The 19,582-nt window shown below is 68.3% G+C and carries 21 protein-coding genes; 9 read left to right on the plus strand and 12 right to left on the minus strand.

Annotated elements, in window-relative coordinates:
• Positions 1 to 13: 13 nt before the first annotated feature.
• On the minus strand, positions 14 to 1,216 hold the full coding sequence (locus ACSFA5_RS12175) for an ammonium transporter (RefSeq protein WP_435444291.1): 1,203 nt from the start codon (positions 1,214 to 1,216) through the stop codon (positions 14 to 16).
• A gap of 202 nt (positions 1,217 to 1,418) precedes the next feature.
• The gene (locus ACSFA5_RS12180; protein ID WP_435444292.1) at positions 1,419 to 1,853 is read right to left on the minus strand and encodes a PaaI family thioesterase; all 435 of its coding nucleotides are present in this window, start codon (positions 1,851 to 1,853) and stop codon (positions 1,419 to 1,421) included.
• A gap of 208 nt (positions 1,854 to 2,061) precedes the next feature.
• Between ACSFA5_RS12180 and ACSFA5_RS12185 the strand changes: the two genes are divergently transcribed.
• Positions 2,062 to 2,898: a hypothetical protein gene (locus tag ACSFA5_RS12185; RefSeq protein ID WP_435444293.1), complete on the plus strand. Its 837-nt coding sequence runs from the start codon at positions 2,062 to 2,064 to the stop codon at positions 2,896 to 2,898.
• Between the two features lie 21 nt (positions 2,899 to 2,919).
• On the opposite strand, the gene ylqF is transcribed toward ACSFA5_RS12185, so the two are convergent.
• Positions 2,920 to 3,888 (minus strand): ribosome biogenesis GTPase YlqF, encoded by a 969-nt coding sequence (ylqF, locus tag ACSFA5_RS12190; protein ID WP_435444294.1) that lies wholly within the window; start codon positions 3,886 to 3,888, stop codon positions 2,920 to 2,922.
• 331 nt (positions 3,889 to 4,219) lie between these two features.
• Between ylqF and ACSFA5_RS12195 the strand changes: the two genes are divergently transcribed.
• Positions 4,220 to 4,648 (plus strand): CBS domain-containing protein, encoded by a 429-nt coding sequence (locus ACSFA5_RS12195; protein ID WP_435444295.1) that lies wholly within the window; start codon positions 4,220 to 4,222, stop codon positions 4,646 to 4,648.
• A 118-nt stretch (positions 4,649 to 4,766) separates the two neighbouring features.
• The gene (locus ACSFA5_RS12200; protein ID WP_435444296.1) at positions 4,767 to 5,126 is read left to right on the plus strand and encodes an HPF/RaiA family ribosome-associated protein; all 360 of its coding nucleotides are present in this window, start codon (positions 4,767 to 4,769) and stop codon (positions 5,124 to 5,126) included.
• A 39-nt stretch (positions 5,127 to 5,165) separates the two neighbouring features.
• Here ACSFA5_RS12200 and ACSFA5_RS12205 read toward each other — a convergent pair whose 3' ends face one another.
• The 4 genes from ACSFA5_RS12205 to ACSFA5_RS12220 all read right to left on the minus strand — a co-directional run bounded on the left by ACSFA5_RS12205 (position 5,166) and on the right by ACSFA5_RS12220 (position 9,223).
• Positions 5,166 to 6,089, minus strand: a complete 924-nt coding sequence (locus ACSFA5_RS12205; protein ID WP_435444297.1) for an SDR family NAD(P)-dependent oxidoreductase — start codon at positions 6,087 to 6,089, stop codon at positions 5,166 to 5,168.
• Positions 6,090 to 6,262: 173 nt separating this feature from the next.
• The gene (locus ACSFA5_RS12210) at positions 6,263 to 6,643 is read right to left on the minus strand and encodes a response regulator (protein WP_435444298.1); all 381 of its coding nucleotides are present in this window, start codon (positions 6,641 to 6,643) and stop codon (positions 6,263 to 6,265) included.
• Between the two features lie 134 nt (positions 6,644 to 6,777).
• The gene (gshA, locus tag ACSFA5_RS12215; RefSeq protein WP_435444299.1) at positions 6,778 to 8,337 is read right to left on the minus strand and encodes a glutamate--cysteine ligase; all 1,560 of its coding nucleotides are present in this window, start codon (positions 8,335 to 8,337) and stop codon (positions 6,778 to 6,780) included.
• Positions 8,338 to 8,551: 214 nt separating this feature from the next.
• Positions 8,552 to 9,223 (minus strand): alpha/beta hydrolase, encoded by a 672-nt coding sequence (locus ACSFA5_RS12220; RefSeq protein ID WP_435444300.1) that lies wholly within the window; start codon positions 9,221 to 9,223, stop codon positions 8,552 to 8,554.
• A 163-nt stretch (positions 9,224 to 9,386) separates the two neighbouring features.
• On the opposite strand from ACSFA5_RS12220, the gene ACSFA5_RS12225 reads away from it, so the two are divergent.
• A complete protein-coding gene (locus ACSFA5_RS12225; RefSeq protein ID WP_435444301.1) occupies positions 9,387 to 9,695 on the plus strand; it encodes a hypothetical protein in 309 nt (102 codons plus the stop codon).
• Positions 9,696 to 9,777: 82 nt separating this feature from the next.
• On the opposite strand, the gene ACSFA5_RS12230 is transcribed toward ACSFA5_RS12225, so the two are convergent.
• On the minus strand, positions 9,778 to 10,695 hold the full coding sequence (locus ACSFA5_RS12230) for a Bug family tripartite tricarboxylate transporter substrate binding protein (protein ID WP_435444302.1): 918 nt from the start codon (positions 10,693 to 10,695) through the stop codon (positions 9,778 to 9,780).
• A gap of 167 nt (positions 10,696 to 10,862) precedes the next feature.
• Between ACSFA5_RS12230 and ACSFA5_RS12235 the strand changes: the two genes are divergently transcribed.
• Positions 10,863 to 11,339 (plus strand): Fur family transcriptional regulator, encoded by a 477-nt coding sequence (locus ACSFA5_RS12235; RefSeq protein WP_435444303.1) that lies wholly within the window; start codon positions 10,863 to 10,865, stop codon positions 11,337 to 11,339.
• 30 nt (positions 11,340 to 11,369) lie between these two features.
• Here ACSFA5_RS12235 and zigA read toward each other — a convergent pair whose 3' ends face one another.
• Positions 11,370 to 12,563: a zinc metallochaperone GTPase ZigA gene (gene zigA / locus ACSFA5_RS12240; protein ID WP_435444304.1), complete on the minus strand. Its 1,194-nt coding sequence runs from the start codon at positions 12,561 to 12,563 to the stop codon at positions 11,370 to 11,372.
• A gap of 162 nt (positions 12,564 to 12,725) precedes the next feature.
• Here zigA and ACSFA5_RS12245 point away from each other — a divergent pair, with 162 nt between their 5' ends.
• Positions 12,726 to 13,379: a glutathione S-transferase gene (locus ACSFA5_RS12245; protein WP_435444305.1), complete on the plus strand. Its 654-nt coding sequence runs from the start codon at positions 12,726 to 12,728 to the stop codon at positions 13,377 to 13,379.
• A gap of 7 nt (positions 13,380 to 13,386) precedes the next feature.
• Here the strand turns inward: ACSFA5_RS12245 and ACSFA5_RS12250 are convergent, their stop codons facing one another.
• Positions 13,387 to 14,289, minus strand: coding sequence for a LysR substrate-binding domain-containing protein (locus ACSFA5_RS12250; protein WP_435444306.1), 903 nt, complete (start codon positions 14,287 to 14,289; stop codon positions 13,387 to 13,389).
• 171 nt (positions 14,290 to 14,460) lie between these two features.
• Between ACSFA5_RS12250 and ACSFA5_RS12255 the strand changes: the two genes are divergently transcribed.
• Positions 14,461 to 15,792 carry an MFS transporter gene (locus ACSFA5_RS12255; protein ID WP_435444307.1) on the plus strand — a complete coding sequence of 444 codons (1,332 nt, stop codon included), beginning with the start codon at positions 14,461 to 14,463 and terminating at the stop codon, positions 15,790 to 15,792.
• A 47-nt stretch (positions 15,793 to 15,839) separates the two neighbouring features.
• Positions 15,840 to 16,943: a M14 family metallopeptidase gene (locus ACSFA5_RS12260; RefSeq protein ID WP_435444308.1), complete on the plus strand. Its 1,104-nt coding sequence runs from the start codon at positions 15,840 to 15,842 to the stop codon at positions 16,941 to 16,943.
• A 27-nt stretch (positions 16,944 to 16,970) separates the two neighbouring features.
• Here ACSFA5_RS12260 and ACSFA5_RS12265 read toward each other — a convergent pair whose 3' ends face one another.
• Together ACSFA5_RS12265 and ACSFA5_RS12270 are read right to left on the minus strand one after the other, a co-directional pair.
• A complete protein-coding gene (locus ACSFA5_RS12265; protein ID WP_435444309.1) occupies positions 16,971 to 17,768 on the minus strand; it encodes an enoyl-CoA hydratase/isomerase family protein in 798 nt (265 codons plus the stop codon).
• Positions 17,769 to 17,783: 15 nt separating this feature from the next.
• A complete protein-coding gene (locus tag ACSFA5_RS12270; RefSeq protein WP_435444310.1) occupies positions 17,784 to 18,164 on the minus strand; it encodes a hypothetical protein in 381 nt (126 codons plus the stop codon).
• A gap of 195 nt (positions 18,165 to 18,359) precedes the next feature.
• Here ACSFA5_RS12270 and ACSFA5_RS12275 point away from each other — a divergent pair, with 195 nt between their 5' ends.
• Positions 18,360 to 19,556: a lactonase family protein gene (locus ACSFA5_RS12275; protein ID WP_435444311.1), complete on the plus strand. Its 1,197-nt coding sequence runs from the start codon at positions 18,360 to 18,362 to the stop codon at positions 19,554 to 19,556.
• The last annotated feature ends 26 nt before the right edge of the window (positions 19,557 to 19,582 follow it).

Consider the following 19,582-nt stretch of genomic DNA (forward strand, 5'->3'; position numbering starts at 1 on the left):
CGCCCGCGTGGACCTACCAATTCACCTCCCGCTCCGGCGTCGCCGAAATATGGTGAATCGACAGGTCCGCCCCGTCGAATTCCTCTTCCTGCGTCAGCCGCAGCCCCACCGCCTTCTTCAGCGCGCCGTACACCGCCCAGCCCGCCAGGCCCGCCCACGCCACGCCCATCACGGTGCCGATGAGCTGCGCCCACAGGTTCACCCCGCCGATGCCGCCCAGCGCCTGCGTGCCGAAGATGCCCGCCGCAATGCCGCCCCAGGTGCCGCACAGGCCGTGCAGCGGCCACACGCCGAGCACGTCGTCGATCTTCCATTTGTTCTGCACCAGCGTGAACATCTTCACGAAGATGGCGCCGGCCACACCGCCCACCACCAGCGCGCCCAGCGGGTGCATCAGGTCGGAGCCGGCGCACACCGCCACCAGCCCGGCGAGCGGGCCGTTGTAGACGAAGCCCGGGTCGTTCTTGCCCATGGCCAGCGCCACCAGCGTGCCGCCGACCATCGCCATCAGCGAGTTGACGGCAACGAGCCCTGAGATCTTGTCGATGCTCTGCGCGCTCATCACGTTGAAGCCGAACCAGCCCACGCACAGCACCCACGCGCCGAGCGCCAAAAACGGAATGTTCGACGGCGGATGCGCGCTGAGCGAGCCGTCGCCGCGGTAGCGGTTGCGGCGCGCGCCCAGCAGCAGCACGGCCGGCAGCGCGAGCCAGCCGCCCACGGCGTGCACGACCACGGAACCGGCGAAGTCATGGAACTCATGCCCCGTGAGCGACGCGATCCAGCCCTGGATGCCGAAGTGCCTGTTCCAGGCGATGCCCTCGTACAGCGGATAGACGAAGCCGACGATCACCGCCGTGGCAATGAGCTGCGGCCAGAACTTGGCGCGCTCGGCGATGCCGCCCGAAATGATGGCCGGAATGGCCGCCGCAAACGTGAGCAGGAAGAAGAACTTCACCAGCTCGTAGCCGCTTCTTGCCGCCAGCTCGGTGGCGCTCACGAAGAAATGCGTGCCATAGGCCACGCCATAGCCCACCAGAAAGTACACGACGGTCGACACCGAGAAGTCGACCAATATCTTCACCAGCGCATTGACCTGGTTCTTCTTGCGCACGGTGCCCAGTTCGAGAAAGGCAAAACCAGCGTGCATGGCCAACACCATGATGGCGCCGAGAAGGATGAACAGCGCGTCAGCGCCCTGTTTGAGTGCGTCCATGGGAGCTTCTTGCAGTTTTTTGATTTGAATTGGTGCGCCGCACCCGAATCACTCGGAGCGGCGGCCAAAGAAAGCAAAAATGGTGCCTATCAGCTCCTTGATGGTGCAATATGAACCAAACAAGGGCCCTCCAAAACTTTCACGCACCGGATCAGCCCGCCCTGGCGTTCAACCCATGTCGGGCTGAAGCGCGCGAAGACGGCTAAGCCGCCGGCTTCGCCGCAGCCGCTGTCGGATCTTCCACCGGAACCAGGATGGCGTTCCCCGTCGCCACGAGCTTGAGCGCATCGCCTTCGCCCTGCGCATAGAGCTCGGCGGTCGCGAACACCTGCTTGCGCCCCGCTTTCACCACCCGCCCGCGCGCCACGAACGCACGGCCCACGGCGGGCGAGATGCAGTTGACCGAGAAATGAGACGCCAGCACGCGCCCCGCCACGGTGGCGGCCGCGAAGCCGCTCACGGTGTCGAGCATCGCGCCGATCAGCCCCGCGTGCAGGAAGCCGGCGTACTGGCCCATGTCTTCCTCGCGAAAGTTCATGCGCAACTCGGCTTCGCCGTTGGCGGCGCTGACGGCTTCGAAGCCGGCCCAGCGGTTGAAGGCGGCGGTCTTGTTGATGGCCTGGATGGTGTCGAGCATGGCGGTGTGTCCTGTGTTGACGGCAATGCAGTCCACTCTAAGAAGCACCGCCGGCATTGAGGGTCGCGCGCGTGACGGCGAATGCGCGCGCTGACCCTGGACGGTGTGGCACCGGCGCTGCCGTCTCTGCCCTCAGTTGCGCGTCAGGCCCGCGTGGCATCCTTGGGAGCCCGAACGCTCAGCCTGCATTTCCTTGGGAGAAGAAAACGTGAGATGGATCCATCGGCGAGGCGCGCTGGCCTTTTCGGCCGCCTCCGCCCTGCTTGCCGCTTCGGGCTGCGGGCAGCACAGCGCGCCCGCGGCTTCCGCGCCGGAGCCCGCCGCCCCACCCGACCCGCCCGCCCCCGGCAGCATCGCCATCACGCAGGAAGACATCGACTGGTTCCGCCGCAGCAAGGCCGAATGGATGGCCTGCGAATCGGGTGCGCCCGCCATCGTTCCGCCCGACCTGTCGCTCGAACAGTTCGGCGAGGCGCTCGACGGCGGCAATGCGCAGGTCTTGCCCGCGTTCGAGCGCTTCGTGCGCGTGACCTCGGCCTTCTTCCTGTACGCGAGCTTCGCGCCCGGGCACTACGGCTTCCTGCCGCCCTTCGACAAGCGCACCGCCTTCGACGTGACGGCCGAGCACATCCGCCTGCTGCAGCACGCGAACTGGCGCACCTTCATGATCGACTGCAAGCGCCCGTACGGCGACTTCACGCACTACCAGATCGACATGGCCGACATCCTCGGCCTGCCGGTGGCCAAGGATGCCAAGGGCCATGCGCAGATCGGCAAGGACGCCGAGCAGCGCATGGACGCCCTGCACGCGGACATGCTCTACGCCCTGCAGGCCTACATCCGCTTTGCGCGCCTGAACCCCGGGCGCTATGTGGTGCCCGAACGCGGCCTGTCGCAGACGGTGGGCCGGCCGCTGTGCCGGCCGGTGTCGGCCACGCGCATCGCGCTGTACCAGCGTGCGCGGGCCGCCGCCGGGCCCCATCCCGATTCACGCCGGACAGCGGCGCTCAACGAAGCAGCCGGAGCGCTGTTCGCATTGGACTGAGCAAGCCGGGGCCCGCCGGGGTCAGGCCGGGTCGGCGGCCTCTGGCGCGGGCTCGCCGCCGCCCTTGCGCTTCTTGCTGCGCGCGGCCTTCTTCGCTGCACGCTCTGCGTCGGCCAGTTGCCCCGCGGCGAGCCACTGCGCGAACTCTTCGGGCGTTTCGAGCGTCGCGCGCCCGAAGTTGCCGGCGCGAAATTCGTGCATCACGATTTCGGCCGACTTCTGCAGGTTGACCTTGCCCTTGCCCAGCAACGCGCCGCGCTTGCGGCCGATGGTGTCGAGCAGGTCCTCGTCCTTCATGCCGCCCATGGTCTCGGCGTCGAGCTCCACCAGCTTGAAACGCGCCGCCACGCCGGCGGCGTAGTGGGCCTTGAGGTAGTTCAGCAGCTCGAGCGCCACCTCTTCCTCGTCGAAGGCATTGCGCCCGATCGCGCCGCTGGCGGCCAGGTTGTAGCCGCTCTTGGGCACGACGATGCGCGGCCACAGCATGCCGGGCGTGTCCCACAGGTAGAAGTCGTCGGCCAGCGTGATGCGCTGCTCGAGCTTGGTGATGCCGGCCTCGTCGCCGGTCTTGGCCTTGCGCCCGCCGATGAGCGTGTTGATGAGCGTGGACTTGCCCACGTTCGGAATGCCGCAGATCAGCACGCGCATCGGCTTGGCCATGCCGCCGCGGTTGGGCGAGAGCTCATGGCAGGCCTTCACCAGCTGCTGCGCGGGCGCGGTCTGGCTCGCGTCCAGCCCGATGGCGCGGGTGGCCGGCAGCGCGTTGTAGTGCGCCAGCCAGCGCGCGGTGCGCTCGGGGTCGGCCAGGTCCTGCTTGTTGAGCACCTTGACGCTGGGCCGGCCGACCGTGAGCTCGGCCAGCATCGGGTTGGCGCTGGAGCCGGGCAGGCGCGCGTCGAGCAGCTCAATGACCACGTCGATGTCCTTCACCCGCTCGGTGATGGCCTTCTGGGTCGAATACATGTGACCGGGGAACCACTGGATCGCCATCGGTGGGCTTCTTTCTTTTCGCGCTGTCGCTGTCTGGAATGGGGGGCCTCGCAGGGCCGGGTGCGCATTGTGGCCCCGGAACCTGAACGCAAGCTTGTTGCTACGTTTTCGATAGCTGCAGGCAGGCATTCTGCCCCGCCATCCTCGCCATGCAGGCAAGGCTCGCGGCACCGGCGCAGCCCTGAGTACTCGCGCATTGCCTGCGGGCGCGCACGCAGGCAATCCCCTAGAGGTTTTTGCATCGCGCAGACGGGTATCGCCCCTATCATTTGACCGAGTGCGGCGGCCGAGCGTCGGTCGAATCGACAACCCTTTGATGGAGTGACCCGCGATGAAACCCGTCTCCGAATTGCTCAAGCGCCATGATTCCGCCGCATGGCGCACCTCCCCCGACACCAGCGTGTTCGACGCGCTGTCCACACTGGCGCACTTCGAGGTGGGCGCGCTGATGGTGATGGACGGCGAGAAGCTGGTGGGCTTTCTCTCCGAGCGCGACTACACCCGCAAGGTGGCGCTGCAGGGCAAGAACTCCAAGGAAGTGAAGGTGCGCGACATCATGACGCCCGACGTGATGACCGTCACGCCGCAGACCCGCACGCGCGCCTGCATGACGCTCATGAGCCAGCGCAAGTTCCGCCACCTGCCGGTGGTCGACGGCGACAAGGTGGTCGGCATGATTTCCATCCAGGACTTGATGGACGACATCATCTCGGACCAGGAAACGACCATCGAGCAGTTGACCACCTACATCCAGAGCTGAGCAAATCCGCCGCATTGCGGACCCTGCCCGGCGCGTGGGTAGGGAATAGACCTACGCGCACCCGGGTGCCGCAGGGCGCACAGTGAGGCTTCGTTCATCCATCCAGCAGGGACATTGCATGCAGATTCAGGTCAACACGAGCAACGGTATCGAGAACAAGGACACGCTGGAACGCTGGGCCGACACGGAGATCAAGCAGCACCTGAGCCGTTTCGCCGAAGACGTGACGCGCGTCGAGGTGCATCTGAGCGACGAAAACCACGACAAGGCCGGCGCGGCAGACAAATGCTGCGTGATGGAAGCGCGCCTCGCGCACCACCAGCCGCTCGCGGTGACGCAGCATGCCGCCAGCCTCGACGAGGCCTTCCGCGGCGCAACCGACAAGCTCAAGCGTTTGCTCGACAGCACGCTGGGCCGCCTTCACAACCACCGCGATCGCGGCTCGATCCGCACCGACCCGAGCTTCATCGCGGAATAGGCTTCGCTCTCCCCGGGCCCCGCACCGGGGACTCCGGGCTCAGCCCCGCTTGGCGTTCGCCATCGCCTTGCCGACCTCGTTGGTGCCCTGTGCAGCGCCGCTCTGGGGCACCACTTCACCTTCGCGCGAGGTCACCTCGGCCAGCCGCGCCGCCAATTGTTCGGGCGCGTCGAGGCCGATGCCCACCCAGGCGCCCTGCGTCATCGTGATGTGCGCGGCCTCGAAGGTGCCGGCGCCCGCGCACAGGATGGTGCGGTTGGGCGCGTCCTGCGCGGCCAGCACCAGCATCGCGGGCACCACGGCTTCGGGCTTGAGCGCATCGAGCACTTCCTGCGGCATCAGGCCTTCGGTCATGCGGGTGGCGGCGGTGGGCGCCAGGCAGTTCACGCGGATGTCGTTCTTCGCGCCTTCGATGCTCAGCGTCTGCATGAGGCCCACCAGCGCGAGCTTGGCCGCGCCGTAGTTGCTCTGGCCGAAGTTGCCGTACAGGCCCGACGACGACGTGGTCATCACGATGCGGCCGTACTTCTGCTCGTTCATGAGCGCCCAAACGGCTTTTGTGCAGTTCACCGCGCCCATCAGGTGCACGTCGACCACCAGCCTGAAGTCGTCCAGCTCCATCTTGGCGAAGCTCTTGTCGCGCAGGATGCCGGCGTTGTTGACGAGGATGTCCACGCGGCCCCAGGTGTCGACCGCCTGTTTGACCATGGCCTGCACCGCCTCGAAATCGGTGACGGAAGCGCCGTTGGCGATGGCCTCGCCGCCGGCAGCCTCGATCTCGTCGACCACCGCCTGCGCGGCGCTCACCGAGCCACCGGAGCCGTCGCGCGCGCCGCCCAGGTCGTTGACCACCACCTTGGCGCCGCGCGCGGCCAGGGCCAGCGCATGCTGGCGGCCCAGGCCGCCGCCCGCGCCGGTCACGATGGCCACGCGGCCCTTGAAGTCGATGTTGTTGCTGCTCATGTCTCTGTGTCGCTTTCCTGGGGAGTTGCCGTTGTTTCGTCGCCGCCTGGGGGCGGCAGCGTGGCGTTTTAACCCAGAACGGCAACGGCGCGCAGTCCCCCGCACGGAAGACAAGTCACCCCGGCGTCAGGCCCGTGCGTGCATTCCCCCGGTCAATGGTCAATGGTCAATGGTCAATGGCGGGCCGAGCGCACCTGCTCGCAGTACGCCACCAGCTGGTCGAGTTCGGCCGACTTGTCGAAGAAGGCATCCGCGCCCAGCTGCTGCGAGCGCTCCCGCATGTCGGCGGTGGCGTAGTTGCTCAGCACGACCACCTTCTGGTGCGGCGCGCGGTTGCGGCAGGCGCGGATCACGCCCAGGCCGTTGCCGCGCTTGAGGAACAGGTCGACGATGGTGAGGTCCCAGTCGTCGGTGTGAAGCCGCAGCCAGGCAACGGCTTCTTCCTCGGTGCTGGCCGACGCCACGACATGCGCGTCCGCCACGTCTTCGAGAAAGCCCACCAGGTTCTCCCTGATGACGGGACTGTCTTCGACGAGGTAAGCCTTGAATGTCATAGCCGTCATCGTCGCTGCCCATCGGACGCGTGCGGTGGGCGATGCGGGCCAATGCCTGTAGGCCATCCGCCACCGCCCCTGTCGTCATGCGAAGGGGCGCGAGGCCAAGGGAAAGGAAAGGAAGGACGAAAGTCTTAGGCGGCAACCGCCATGCGGCCGCGCGCCATGCCCAGGCGCGCGGGCGAGACGTACTGCTCGCGGTAGATCTCGAAGGGCATGGTGTCTGCCGCCTCGATGCGCTTCTGCTCCTGGATGGAGCCGGCGGTCATCTGCTCGAACCCGGCTTGCAGCGCCGCCGGGAACGGCAGGTCCAGCAGCGTGGAACGGGTCTGCTCGGACTGGGCGCGCACGAAGCCGATGAAGGAATTGCCGTGCGCGCTCTCGATGGCCGTGAGCACACGGGCCGAGGGCAGGCTGTCCGGGTTGCGCAGCGCGGCCCGGGCGGCATGCACCGCGTCGGCGTGCAGCGTGCCGCCGCCCTGTGCCGCGTCCAGCGCCACGGCAATGGGCAGGCACTGTTCGACCAGCTCCGCGCCCCAGTCGGCCAGCGACACTTCACGCCCCTCGCGCTGCAGCTGCAGGCCCGGTTCGCGGCCGCGCGCGGCCGTCAGGTGCTGGTTGTGCGCGAGCTCGGCAATTTCCTGCGGGGTGTCGTCGGCGCTGTCGCTCAGCAGGCAGTGCAGCAGGAACACGTCGATGAAGCGCATGGTCTGCGCGTTGATGCCGACGGTCTCGAAGGGGTCGAGGTCCATCAGGCGCACCTCGACGTACTCCACGCCGCGCTCGCGCAGCGCGTGCAGCGGCCGCTCGCCGGGGTGGATCACGCGCTTGGGGCGGATGGTGCCGTAGAACTCGTTCTCGATCTGCAGCAGGCTGGTGCCCAGCTGGTTGTAGTCGCCGCCGAGGTTGCGGATGCCGATGGCTTCGTACGCCGGCCACGGGCGCGTGAGCGCATCCTGCAGCGAGGCACCGTAGCCGTCCAGGCTGTTGTAGCTCACGGCCAGCGAGGCCTGCGCGTCGCTCTGGTAGCCCAGGCGGCCCATGCGCAGCGAGGTGCCGTGCGGCATGAACATGCTGCCGTCGCCCAGCGGCTGCAGCTCGTGCGGGCGGCCCGCCACGAAGCTCGAACACAGCGCCGGCGAGGCGCCGAACAGGTACAGCAGCAGGAACGCGTGGCGGCGGAAATTGCGGATCAGCGCGAAGTACTGTTCGCTCGACACGTCGGGCAGCGACCAGTTGTAGTGAATGCCCGAGATGGTTTGCATGCGGCGGCCATAGCGGTGGCTCAGGCCCATGCGGTAGACGCTCTTGGCGCGGCCCACGTTCGACGCGCCATAGCGGCCGATGGGAATGGTCTCGTCGGTCGGCAGGCCGCAGGGCATGCTGGACACCCACAGGCGCTCGTCGCCCAGCGTGTCGAGCACGCGGTAGGTGAACTGGTGCACGCGCGTGAGTTCTTCCAGGGCCGCATCCACGTTGGCGTGAACGCCCGTGATGAGCTCGAGCTGCGATTCGCTGAAGTCGGTCGTGATGTGCGGATGCGTGAGCGCGGAGCCCAGGGCCACCGGGTGCGGCGTGAGCGCGAGCTTGCCGTCGGGCAGCGCGCGCAGGCTTTCCTTCTCGATGCCGCGTCGCATGCCCTGGAGGCGTGCGGCCGAGAGCGCACCCAACCTCTCCTGCAATCTGTTGCTCATATTGTTATGACCCATCAATCTTCTGAGGGGCTGGAAGGTAGCACGGGCGCGCGGGCGTTGCTTGCGCAGGGAATCCCGGCCTTTACCAGCCTGTCAAGCGCTATGTTTTTGATAGCTACATACATAAGCAATACGCCGGTGATCGCTTTCAACGGCTTGTGAAATACCGGCCATGGCGGCTGGCCGGCAGGTCGAATCGCGGCGTCCGCCCGAATCAGCCGAGCACGCGCAGAAGAAAGCGGTTCAGGTCGGCAATTTCCTCCATGCACACCGAATGCGCGATCGTGTATTCATGCCACTCCACCGTGTGGCCCAGCGCGGCCAGCGCATCGCGCGAGCGCAAAGCGGCGGCAAGGGGCACCACCGGGTCTTGCCGGCCGTGGGCGAGGAACACGGGCGTGTCGTGGTTGGCCGCATGGCGCTCGGCCGCCGTGGTGGCGGCAATGGGCAGGTAGCCCGAGAGGCCGACGATGCCGCCCAGGCGCTCGGTGTGGCGCAGGCCGGTCATGAGCGCCATGGCGCAGCCTTGCGAAAAGCCGGCCACCACGATGCGTTCGGCGGCAATGCCGCGGGCCTTCTCGCTGGCGATGAGCGCCTCGATGGCGGCCTGCGATCGGCGCAGGCCGGCCTCGTCTTCCTGGCTCGACAGGTCGGGCGCGGCAATGTCGTACCAGGCGGGCATCTGGTAGCCGCCGTTGATGGTTACCGGGATGACCGGCGCGTTCGGGAACATGAAGCGCACCGGGCCCACGCCCGACAGGTCGAGCTCGTTGGCAAGGGACACGAAGTCGCTGCCGTCGGCGCCCAGGCCGTGCAGGACGATCACCGTGGCGGTCGGGTGGGGGGCGGTTTCGATCTCGATGGGGGGACGGGAAGCAGACGGCATGGTCGGGCGAAGTGGGTCAAGAAACGGATGGCCGCACCTTAGCGCATCCGGGGCCTGCTACAGCGCGAGAGCGCGACCTGGGGCATGGAAACGGCGGGTTGGCTGACTTGCACACAACGGCGCCGCGCCCAACATCGTGGGCAACAACACCAAGGAAATCCACGTGAGCCATTCCCCTCCCATGGTCGAGACCAAGCTGGCCGGCGTCGTGCTCGTGTGCGGCGACTGCGAAGAGCGCAAGGACGGCCCTTCGAAACTCACAGCCCGGCAAGTGCGCAAGGAGCTCAAGCACGGCCTTTCGCACCTGCCGGTGCGGCTGCGCGTGGTGCAGTGCAGCTGCCTGGGCCTGTGCCCGAAGAAAGCCATTGCGCTGGCGGCCGTGGCGCAGGGCCACGCCCCGATGGCCGCCGAGGTGTGCCGCGAAGACGACGTGGAGGCCTTTGCCAAAACGGTGGCCCGGTCGTTGAAGTGACCGTGCGCTATTCGGGCTTGATGCCGACCGCTTTCACGATCTGCGCATAGCGCTCGTACTCGGCGGCCACCTGGGTCTGGAACTAGCGCTGCGGATACCCGGTCGCTTCGATGCCCTGCGCCGCGAGTTCGGTGCGCAGGGCAGGCGCCTGAACGATGCGCCCCGCATCGGCCGCGATGGCATCGATCACCGGCTGCGGCGTGCGCGCCGGCGCGAACAACCCGAACCACGTGCCCGAGCGGTAGCCCTTGTAGGTGTCGCCCACGGTGGGCACCTCGGGCAGCAGCGCATGGCGCTTCTCGCCGCTGGTGCCCAGCGCCACCAGCCGGCCGCTGCGGATGTGCGGCAGCGCAGGGCCCACGGCGATGAACATCACGTCGACCTGCCCGCCGATCACGTCCTGGATGCCCAGCGGACCGCCGCGGTACGGAATGTGGGTGACGTAGATGCCGGCCTTCTGCTTGAGCAGTTCCATGCTGAGCTGCTGCGGACTGCCGTTGCCGGCCGAGGCGTAGTTGATGCGCCCCGGGTGCGCCTTGGCCGCGCGCACGAAGTCGGCCACGGTGCGAAAGCCGGTCTTCGGGTTGGCGACCAGCACGAAGTCGATCTGCCCGAGCGACACCACGGGCACCAGGTCGCGCCGCGCGTCGTAGGGCAGGCCGGGCTGGATGTTGGGCAGGATGGTGATGGGCCCGTCCGCGCCCACCAGCAGCGAATAGCCGTCGGGCGGCGCCTTGGCCAGCGCGTCGGCCGCCAGGATGCCGGCCGCGCCGGCGCGGTTGTCGACCACCACCGGCTGCTTCCATTGCTCCGACAGACGCTGCGACAGCAGGCGCGCGAGCACGTCGGGCGAGCTGCCGGGCGTGTTCGCCACCGTGATGTGCACGGCCTTGGACGGATAGGCCGGTGCGGTCTGGGCCTGCGCCGCCATGGCGAGACACAGGCCGGTCCACAGCGCCAGCACGGGTTTCAGCAGCTTCAGCGAAGAATGGGCGCGCATGGAGAACTTTCGGTTGCAGGAGGCAAAGCGCACGATTCTGTCGCGCCGCGGCCCGCAAGCGAACGACCCATTCGTCAGATGCTTAGGCGCATTCGGGCATATGCAGGGCCGGCCCGCCTCCCCGCGCGGGACATGGGGACCCCGGATGCAACACAATGGCGTTTCGCATGAAGACCTCCACCCCGCACCCGAAGCCCCCGCTGGCCGCCGCCCCGTTCGACAGCGAAACGCTGCTGCGCGACAGCGGCCTGCGCGTGACGCGCGCCGCGCAGACGGTGCTCGCACTGCTCGAACACAGCTCGCAGCCGCTGACCCACGAGGACGTGGCCTCGGCCTACACCACCGCCACCGGCGAGACGCCCGACCGCGTCACCGTGTACCGCGTGCTCGACCGGCTCGTCGAGGCCGGCCTGTGCGACCGCCGCGTGGGCGCCGACCGGATCAACCGCTTCTCGCGCCATGTGGACGCCGCGTCGGGCAACACCTTCGAGTGCAACCACTGCCACAAGGTGCTGGCGCTCCCGTCCGACCCCGAACTGCCGAAGGTGATGGGCCGGCTCGGCAAGGCGCTGCGCAAGCAGGGCATCGACACCCGGCACACGGCGCTCACGCTGCACGGCACCTGCGGCGAGTGCGCCCGGTAGCTGGTAGCCAGCCACCCAGCCGGCGTTCCTTCAGACGTTCCAGGACGGGAACGGGTCCTCGAAGTTCTGCCACCACGAGGCGCCGAAGCGCATCTCGTTCTCCGTCAGCAGGCAGGCGTCGAGCCGCGCACGCAGCGCGGCCTCGTCCATGCCGATGCCGATCAGCACCAGTTCCTGGCGCGCATCGCCCGTGGCCGGGTCCCAATTCTTCTGGATGAGTTCGAGCGCTTCCGCATCGGTCGGCCAGTGCTCTCGCGCCACCGCGGCCCACCAGAAACCCGCCGCCCCATAGCGGCAGGCGCCGCCGGCCTGCGACCACGTGCCCGCGCGCGTGGCGCGGCTCGCGAGCCAGAAGAAGCCCTTGGAGCGCACCACGCCCTCCCACTCGCTTTGCACCAGCTTCCAGAAGCGCATCGGGTGGAACGGCACCCGCGAGCGGTACACGAAGCTGCGAATGCCGTAGGCCTCGCTCTCGGGCACATGCTCGCCGCGCAGTTCGACCAGCCAGCCCGGCGCCTGCTCGGCCTGCTCGAAGTCGAACAGGCCGGTGTCGAGCACGCGGTCGAGCGCCACGCGGCCGAACGCCGACAGCTCGATGCGCGCGCGCGGGTTCAGGCTGCGCAGAATGGCCATCAGCCGGTCGCGCTCCTCGGGCGTGACCAGGTCGGTCTTGTTCACCACCAGCACGTCGCAGAACTCGACCTGCTCGATCAGCAGGTCGACCACCGTGCGCGTGTCCTCGTCGCCCAGCGACTGGCCGCGCTGGCCCAGGCTGTCGGCCGAGCCGTAGTCGCGCAGGAAGTTGAAGGCGTCGACCACCGTCACCATGGTGTCCAGCCGCGCCACGTCGGCCAGGCTCTTGCCGTCTTCGGCGGCGAAGGTGAAGGTCTCGGCCACGGGCAGCGGCTCGGAGATGCCGGTCGACTCGATCACCAGCTGGTCGAAGCGCCCCTCCTTCGCCAGGCGCCTCACCTCCAGCAGCAGGTCTTCGCGCAGCGTGCAGCAGATGCAGCCGTTGCTCATTTCGACCAGCTTCTCCTCGGTGCGCGAGAGCTTGGCGCCGCCGTCGCGCACCAGCGCGGCGTCGATGTTGACCTCGCTCATGTCGTTGACGATGACCGCCACGCGGCGTCCCTCGCGGTTGTGGAGGATGTGGTTCAGCAGCGTGGTCTTGCCGGCACCGAGAAAGCCGGAGAGCACGGTGACGGGGAGGCGATCGGCCATGGGGACAGGCTCCATATATGCAACAGAATTGCATTATATGAAGCATACGCAACAGGGTTGCGTTTAAAACGTACGAGCCAGCTTGCGCCGTGCACGCACGCGCGGTAGCCTGCGCCAGGTCGTCGCAGAAAATCGGCGTCTTCGCCTTCCGCCGCTCCGCCAATGCCCACCGCCCTCCCCGTTCTCTACTCCTTCCGCCGCTGCCCCTATGCGATGCGCGCCCGGCTCGCTCTGGTGGCCAGTGGCCAGCGCTGCGAGCTGCGCGAGGTGACGCTGAAGAACAAGCCGGCCGAGATGCTCGCGGCGTCCCCCAAGGGCACGGTGCCGGTGCTGGTCACGCCCGAGGGCATGGTGATCGCGCAGAGCCTGGACGTGATGCTGTGGGCGCTGCGGCGAAACGACCCGCAACGCTGGCTGCAGCCGCAGTCCGGCACGCTGGAAGACATGCTGGCGCTCGTGGCGGCGTGCGACGATGACTTCAAGCCCCAGCTCGACGGCTACAAGTACCCGCAGCGCCACGCCGACGGCGGCGTGCCGGCGCGTGAGCAAGGCGCGCAGTTCCTGAGCAGCCTGCAAGCGAGGCTCTCGGCCTCGCAACATCTGGCCGGCGCCCACGCCACGCTCGCCGATGCGGCCCTGATGCCTTTCGTGCGCCAGTTCGCGATGGTCGATGCCGGCTGGTTCGAGGCCCAGCCCTGGCCTCGGCTGCAGGCGTGGCTGGCGAATTGGACCGCCTGCGACCTGTTCACGCGCGCCATGCACAAGCACGCGCCGTGGCAAAGCGGCGAGGCCGGCGTCGCCTTCCCGCCGGCCTGAACGCCCGTCAGGCGCCCATCGCCATCGCCGAGGCCCGCTGGATGCACTCGATGAAGTGCTGCGCCGCCGGCGTCGTCAGCTGCCCCCGCCGGCGCACCACGCACACGTTGAGCATCGGCAGCTGTTCCTCGATGTCGACGCGGCGAATGCCGTGCCGCTTGAAGGTGAGCTTGACCAGCGGCTCGACGAACAGCCCGATCAGGTCCATGTGCCCCACCAGGCCCAGCGCCACCGTGACCGACTGGCCCTGGATGATGCGCGACGGCGGCGGCAGCCCCAGCGGCGTGAACAGCGGCGACACCGACTCGCGCCCTCGGTGATCGTCGCCCGGAAGGATCCACTCGGCCGCATACAGGTCGAGCAGCGAGCGCGCCGCGCGCAGCGGGTGGCGGTTGCGCATGCCCACCACCAGCTGCACCGGAAACAGCTCCAGCGCCTCGAACTGCGGATCGAGCGTGCCCGGCACCACGTGCGCGACGGCAAAGTCGAGGTAGCCGTCGCGCAGGCGCGCCAGCATCCAGGGCAGCACCGCCTCGCTGAACTGCACGTCGACTGCGGGCAGGCGCGTGTGGAAATCCTTGAAGGCCGCGGGCAGCACGGTGAGCGCGAACGAGGCGCTCACCGCCATCGACACCGAACCGGTGGCGCCGTCGCGGATCTGCGCAATCTCGTCGCGGGCGCGCTGCATGTCGGCCAGCAGCAGCCGCGCGCGCGGCGCGAAGGCCTGGCCGAACTCGGTGAGGCGCACGCCCTTCACGCTGCGCTCCACCAGCGGAGCGCCGACCTCGCGCTCCAGCTCGCGCACGATCTTGGTCACGGCCGGCTGGGAAATGCCCAGCACGCGCGCGGCGGCGCGGATGCTCATCTGCTCGACCACCGCCACGAAGGCGTGCAACTGGTTGGGTTTCATCGGGTGCCGTCGCGTTTTTCGGGGGCCATAGGGTTTCAACCATGACAACCAAAAGTTATCTTTTCGCCCCAATTATTGTCTTTTCATGACACGACCAAGTCTCTAGCATCCGGCGCGGCCCGGGCATACCTTCGGCCGACAACACCTCGAACAGCAACCCACTGGACAGACATGAGCATTCCAAGCAACCGGCCTTCTCCTGCGTCGCCACCTTCCCCCGCGCGCAGGCGCCAGACCATCGTGGCCACCACGATCGGCAACGGGCTGGAGTTCTTCGACTTCACCGTCTACGGTTTTCTCGCCCTGGTGATCGGCAAGCTGTTCTTCCCGACCTTCAACTCGTACGGCCAGCTCCTGTTGACGGTGGCGAGCTTCGGCGTGGGCTTCATCATGCGGCCGCTGGGCGGCATCGTCATCGGCGCCTACGCGGACCGCGCGGGCCGCAAGAAGGCCATGACGCTCACCATCTTCCTGATGGCGCTGGGCTGCGCGCTGATCGCCTTCACGCCCACCTACGCGAGCATCGGCGTGGCGGCGCCTCTCATCATCGTGCTGGCGCGGCTCATCCAGGGCTTCTCGGCCGGCGGTGAGGTGGGCGCGTCCACCACGCTGCTGGTGGAGCACGCCACGCCCGCGAACCGCGGCTACATGGCGAGCTGGCAGTTCGCCAGCCAGGGCCTGGGCGTATTGATGGGCGCCGTGGTGGTGGGCGTGCTGACGACGTCGCTTTCGCCGGAGGCGATGCTGAGCTGGGGCTGGCGCGTGCCGTTCTTCATCGGCATGCTGATTGCGCCGGTAGGCATGTACATCCGCCGCCACCTCGAAGAGTCGCTGCACATCTCGCCGGAGCAAGCCGCCGCGCCGCGCGAAAGCAGCCTGAAGATCGTCTGCACGCAGCACGGCAAGACGGTGCTGGCTGCCATTCTTTCGCTGGTGGGCGGCACCACCGCCGCGTATGTCGTGACCTTCTACATGCCCACCTACGCGGTGCGCGAGCTCGGGTTCACGCCGTCGGTGGCGCTGTTCGGGGCCGCGCTCACGGGCCTCATCTCGTTCGGGTTCGCGCCCTTCGTGGGCAAGCTGTCGGACAAGGTGGGCCGCAAGCCGCTCATCCTGTGGGGCCGCATTGCGCTGGCCATCCTCATCTACCCGGGCTTCCTGTGGCTCAACGCCTCGCCCACGCCCACGGTGCTGTTCGTGGTGCTGGGGGTGTTCAGCCTCGGCCTGGTGGTGCAGACGGTGCCCGGCATCACGATGCTGCCGGAGATGTTTCCGAAGGCGGTGCGCGCCAGCGGCATGTCGCTGGTGTACAGCGTGGGCGTGGCCCTGTTCGGCGGCTTTGCGCCCTTCATCAGCACCTGGCTGCTGAACGCCACGGGCAGCAAGCTGGCACCGGCCTGGTACCTGGTGGCGATGACGGTGGTCTCGCTGCTGGGCCTGCTCTGGCTGCGCGACCATACGGGCCGCGACATCGATGCCGCGGGCGCGCACGCCGCAGGCTGACCCTTCTTCGTTTTTTCAAGACACTCCACGCACAGGAACCCCACGCCATGCCAACCCAACGCAGCGCCGCCACGCGGTATTTCTCGGGCACGTACGCCGAAGCCCGCGCCAAGTTCCTCGAGGCCGCCGCCCAGCGCGGCGCGGCCGTCGAGTCCTTCGTGCACCCGGCGCACCGCGGCGCGCTCGGCGAAGAGCTCGCCACCGACGTGGCGCTGATCGGCGCCATCGACGCGAAGAAGATCCTGCTCGTCACCTCGGGCACGCACGGCCCCGAAGGCTTCTGCGGCTCGGGCACGCAGGTCGCCACGCTGAACGATGCCGACCTGCTCGCGCGGCTGCAGCAGGCCGGCGTGGCGCTGTTGCTGGTGCATGCGGTGAACCCGCACGGCTTTTCGCACCTGCATCGCACCAACGAAGACAACATCGACCTGAACCGCAACCACATCGACTTCAATGCGCCGCTGCCGGTGAACGCGGCCTACGCCGACGTCGAGCCGCTGGTGCTGCCCGACACCTGGCCGCCGACGCCCGCCGACGACGCGGCCGTGGCCGCCTACATCGGGCAGCACGGCATGACCGCCTTCCGCGCGGCCGTCACCAAGGGCCAGTACACCTCGCCCGACGGCCTGTTCTACGGCGGCACCGCGCCGTCGTGGAGCAACAAGACCATTCGCGCGATCCTGCGCAAGTACGCGGCGTCGGCCACGCACCTGGGCTGGATCGACGTGCACACCGGCCTGGGGCCCTACGGGCACGGCGAGAAGATCTACCCGGGCCGCAACACGCCCGAAGACCTGGCGCTGGCGCACGCATGGTGGGGCGCCGACGTGTTCGCGCCGTTTGCCGGCGACTCGGCCTCGGCCGACGTGTCAGGCCCGGTCATCTCGACCGCTTACGACGAATGCCCGAACGCCCGCATCGCGCCGATGGGCCTGGAGTTCGGTACCCTGCCCGACCTGGAAGTGCTGGTTCGCCTGCGCGCGGACACCTGGCTGCGCCGCCACCCCGACGCGCCGGCGTCGCAGCAGCGCGACATTCGCGCGCAGCTGCGCGACGCGTTCTACTGCGACAACGAAGAATGGAAGGGCATGGTGCTGGGGCAGACGCGCGTGGTGCTGCTGCAGACCCTGCAGGGCCTTCGCAAGGCCTGATGCCCGACGAGTCAGGCCCGCCGGACTTCAGCCGAAGTTCGGCGCGCGCCGTTCGCGCAGCGAGGCCACGCCCTCGCGCACGTCGGCGCCCGCGAAGCCCATGAACTCGAGCGCCAGCGAGGCGTCGAAGGCCGGGCCGGCCTGGCGCAGCCAGTTGTTCAGCGCGTACTTGGTCAGGCGAATCGCGCTCTGGCTGCCGGCCGCGAGCCGGTCGGCCACCTCGTAGGCGCGCGGCAGCAGCTCGGCCTCTTCCACCGCGAGCGAGACCAGGCCGATGCGCTCGGCCTCCTCGCCGCTCACCGGCTCGCACAGCAGCAGGTGGTACTTCGCCTTGGCCATGCCGCACAGCAGCGGCCACACGATGGCCGCATGGTCGCCCGCCGCCACGCCCAGGCGCGTGTGGCCGTCGACGATCTTCGCGTTCTTCGCGGCAATGGAAATGTCGGCCAGCAGGCCCGCCACCAGCCCCGCGCCCACGGCCGGGCCGTGCATGGCGCTGACGATGGGCTTGTCGCAGTTGATGAGGTTGTAGACGAGGTCGCGCGCCTCTTTCCACACGCGCTGGCGCACCGCGTCGTCGGTGGTCATGTCCTGCACCATGGCGAGGTCGCCGCCGCCCGAGAAGCCCAGGCCCTCGCCGCGCAGCACGGCGCAGCGCACCGTGTCGTCGGCAGACACGTCGCGCCAGATCTCGGCCAGCTCGCGGTGCCCTTCGTGGCCCGCCGTGGGCAGCTTGCCGTTGAGCGCCCGCATCTGGATGTCGAGCACCGTGCCGTTGGCGCCGCGGCGCGTGATGGCAAGGGTCTGGTAGCGGGCGTAGTCCATGGTGTGTCCCTGTTGCTATTTCTTGGCCGCCACCTCGCGGCAGCGGCGCAGGTTGGCATCGAAGCGCGAGGCCAGCCCGGGTTCGCATTCGTCGGACGGGGTCAGCCTGCACAGGCCGACCACAGCGTAGTCCATGACGGCTTCAGTGCACATCGGGTAGGCCGCGAGGTCGGGGTTGGCCGTGACCTTGAAGCCCCAGCGCTCCGAGAACTGCACCGTGCGGGCCATCGCGCCCTGGAAGAAGCTGCGGTCCTTCGTGGCGATGGCGGCCTCCATGCGGGGCAGCTCCTCGTTGAGGTAGCCGACGGAGTCGAGTGGAAAGCCGGCGGGGTCCTGCTGCGCGACGGCCATCGAGGCGGCACACACGAAGGGCAGGACGGCAAGGGCGCGCAGCATGGGTGAAAGCGCGGGGCGAAGGAGCGTGCGGTGGAAGTGCATGGCTGCGAATTCTGCAACGTTTTGAAGCACTTTTGAATGCGCGGCGATGCGCGGGCGCGACATGAGCGGCCGTGCCCCCAGGGGCGTTCCATCGATCGTGCCGACCGCCGTTCGCTACCATGCGCGCACACAACAACACCGGAGACAGACGACATGAACTTCCGCCCCGCCGCGCTCGCGGCCCTTGCCTTGGCCGCCGTCGCCTCGCTCGCGGCCTGCACCTCCATGACCCCCACCGTGCCGCAGCGCCAGCTGATGCTGGTCGCCAACGACGAGAAGCAGTCGTGGAACGATGCCGGCGCCGTGATCCTCGCCCCCATGGGGCGCGACACGGTGCAGGTGCTCGACATCGGCACCGACCCGCTGTCGCCCAAGGTGCTCGGCACGCTGCAGTTGGACAACACCATCGCCGGCCCGCCGACCAACCTGGCGATCACGCCCGGCGAAACGCTGGCACTGGTCGCCAATTCGCTCAACGTGGTCGAGGAGAACGGCGTGCGCAAGCAGGTGCCCGACAACCGCCTGTTCGTGATCGACCTGACCACCACGCCGCCCAGCCTGCTCGACACACTGCAGGTCGGCAAGCAGCCCTCGGGCCTGTCGATCAACCGCGCGGGCACGCTGGCGCTGGTGGCCAACCGCGCCGACAACTCGGTGAGCGTGCTGCGCATCGCGGGCAAGAAGGTCACGCTGATCGACACCGTGGCCATGGGCGACTCGGTGGCGCACGTGCGCTTCACGCCCGACGGCAAGCGCGCGCTGGCCGCCAAGTTTCCGAGCCACAAGATCGCGCTGCTGAACGTCGATGGCGAGAAGGTCACTTACAACAAGGTCGACCTCGCGGCCGGCCTGTGGCCCTACAACGTGGACGTGACGCCCGACGGCAAGCTGGCGCTGACGGCCGACAACGGCAACTCGGGCGCGTCCGACGGCCAGGTCGACACCGTGAGCGTGATCGACATGGAAGCCGCGCCGCCGCGCGTGGTCGACAAGGTGGTGGTGGGCGACGGCCCCGAAGGCCTGGCCGTGAGCCCGACCGGGCGGCATGCGGTGGCGGTGATATTGCGCGGCAGCAACGCCGCGAAGAACGCCTACTTCTACAACCGCAACGGCTCGGTGGTGCTGCTGAAGATCGACGGCAAGAAGGTCACGCGCGCCAACGAGGTGGTGGTGCGCGGCCTGCCCGAAGGCGCGGTGTGGAGCGCCGACGGCAAGTACCTCTACGTGGGCAACTTCATCGACCAGGACATCACGATCCTTCGGCTCGACGGCGACACGCTGGTGCCCACCGGCCGGTCGTTTCCGCTGCAGGGCCATCCGGCCGCGATGCGCGGGACAATGACCCACTGACTCCACTCACCCAGAACGAAGAACCC

The organism is Variovorax monticola (assembly GCF_051216855.1).
Classification (GTDB): domain Bacteria; phylum Pseudomonadota; class Gammaproteobacteria; order Burkholderiales; family Burkholderiaceae_C; genus Variovorax.

What these genes read in the sequence shown, in the direction of transcription:
- zigA (WP_435444304.1), bottom strand. Translation starts at nt 12,563, where the DNA reads ATGGCCGATCGCCTCCCCGTCACCGTGCTCTCCGGCTTTCTCGGTGCC.
- ylqF (WP_435444294.1), bottom strand. Translation starts at nt 3,888, where the DNA reads ATGGCGATCCAGTGGTTCCCCGGTCACATGTATTCGACCCAGAAGGCC.
- ACSFA5_RS12260 (WP_435444308.1), top strand. Translation starts at nt 15,840, where the DNA reads ATGCCAACCCAACGCAGCGCCGCCACGCGGTATTTCTCGGGCACGTAC.
- ACSFA5_RS12265 (WP_435444309.1), bottom strand. Translation starts at nt 17,768, where the DNA reads ATGGACTACGCCCGCTACCAGACCCTTGCCATCACGCGCCGCGGCGCC.
- ACSFA5_RS12175 (WP_435444291.1), bottom strand. Translation starts at nt 1,216, where the DNA reads ATGGACGCACTCAAACAGGGCGCTGACGCGCTGTTCATCCTTCTCGGC.
- ACSFA5_RS12270 (WP_435444310.1), bottom strand. Translation starts at nt 18,164, where the DNA reads ATGCTGCGCGCCCTTGCCGTCCTGCCCTTCGTGTGTGCCGCCTCGATG.
- gshA (WP_435444299.1), bottom strand. Translation starts at nt 8,337, where the DNA reads ATGAGCAACAGATTGCAGGAGAGGTTGGGTGCGCTCTCGGCCGCACGC.
- ACSFA5_RS12210 (WP_435444298.1), bottom strand. Translation starts at nt 6,643, where the DNA reads ATGACATTCAAGGCTTACCTCGTCGAAGACAGTCCCGTCATCAGGGAG.
- ACSFA5_RS12220 (WP_435444300.1), bottom strand. Translation starts at nt 9,223, where the DNA reads ATGCCGTCTGCTTCCCGTCCCCCCATCGAGATCGAAACCGCCCCCCAC.
- ACSFA5_RS12205 (WP_435444297.1), bottom strand. Translation starts at nt 6,089, where the DNA reads ATGAGCAGCAACAACATCGACTTCAAGGGCCGCGTGGCCATCGTGACC.
- ACSFA5_RS12180 (WP_435444292.1), bottom strand. Translation starts at nt 1,853, where the DNA reads ATGCTCGACACCATCCAGGCCATCAACAAGACCGCCGCCTTCAACCGC.
- ACSFA5_RS12195 (WP_435444295.1), top strand. Translation starts at nt 4,220, where the DNA reads ATGAAACCCGTCTCCGAATTGCTCAAGCGCCATGATTCCGCCGCATGG.
- ACSFA5_RS12200 (WP_435444296.1), top strand. Translation starts at nt 4,767, where the DNA reads ATGCAGATTCAGGTCAACACGAGCAACGGTATCGAGAACAAGGACACG.
- ACSFA5_RS12250 (WP_435444306.1), bottom strand. Translation starts at nt 14,289, where the DNA reads ATGAAACCCAACCAGTTGCACGCCTTCGTGGCGGTGGTCGAGCAGATG.
- ACSFA5_RS12245 (WP_435444305.1), top strand. Translation starts at nt 12,726, where the DNA reads ATGCCCACCGCCCTCCCCGTTCTCTACTCCTTCCGCCGCTGCCCCTAT.
- ACSFA5_RS12230 (WP_435444302.1), bottom strand. Translation starts at nt 10,695, where the DNA reads ATGCGCGCCCATTCTTCGCTGAAGCTGCTGAAACCCGTGCTGGCGCTG.
- ACSFA5_RS12255 (WP_435444307.1), top strand. Translation starts at nt 14,461, where the DNA reads ATGAGCATTCCAAGCAACCGGCCTTCTCCTGCGTCGCCACCTTCCCCC.
- ACSFA5_RS12275 (WP_435444311.1), top strand. Translation starts at nt 18,360, where the DNA reads ATGAACTTCCGCCCCGCCGCGCTCGCGGCCCTTGCCTTGGCCGCCGTC.
- ACSFA5_RS12235 (WP_435444303.1), top strand. Translation starts at nt 10,863, where the DNA reads ATGAAGACCTCCACCCCGCACCCGAAGCCCCCGCTGGCCGCCGCCCCG.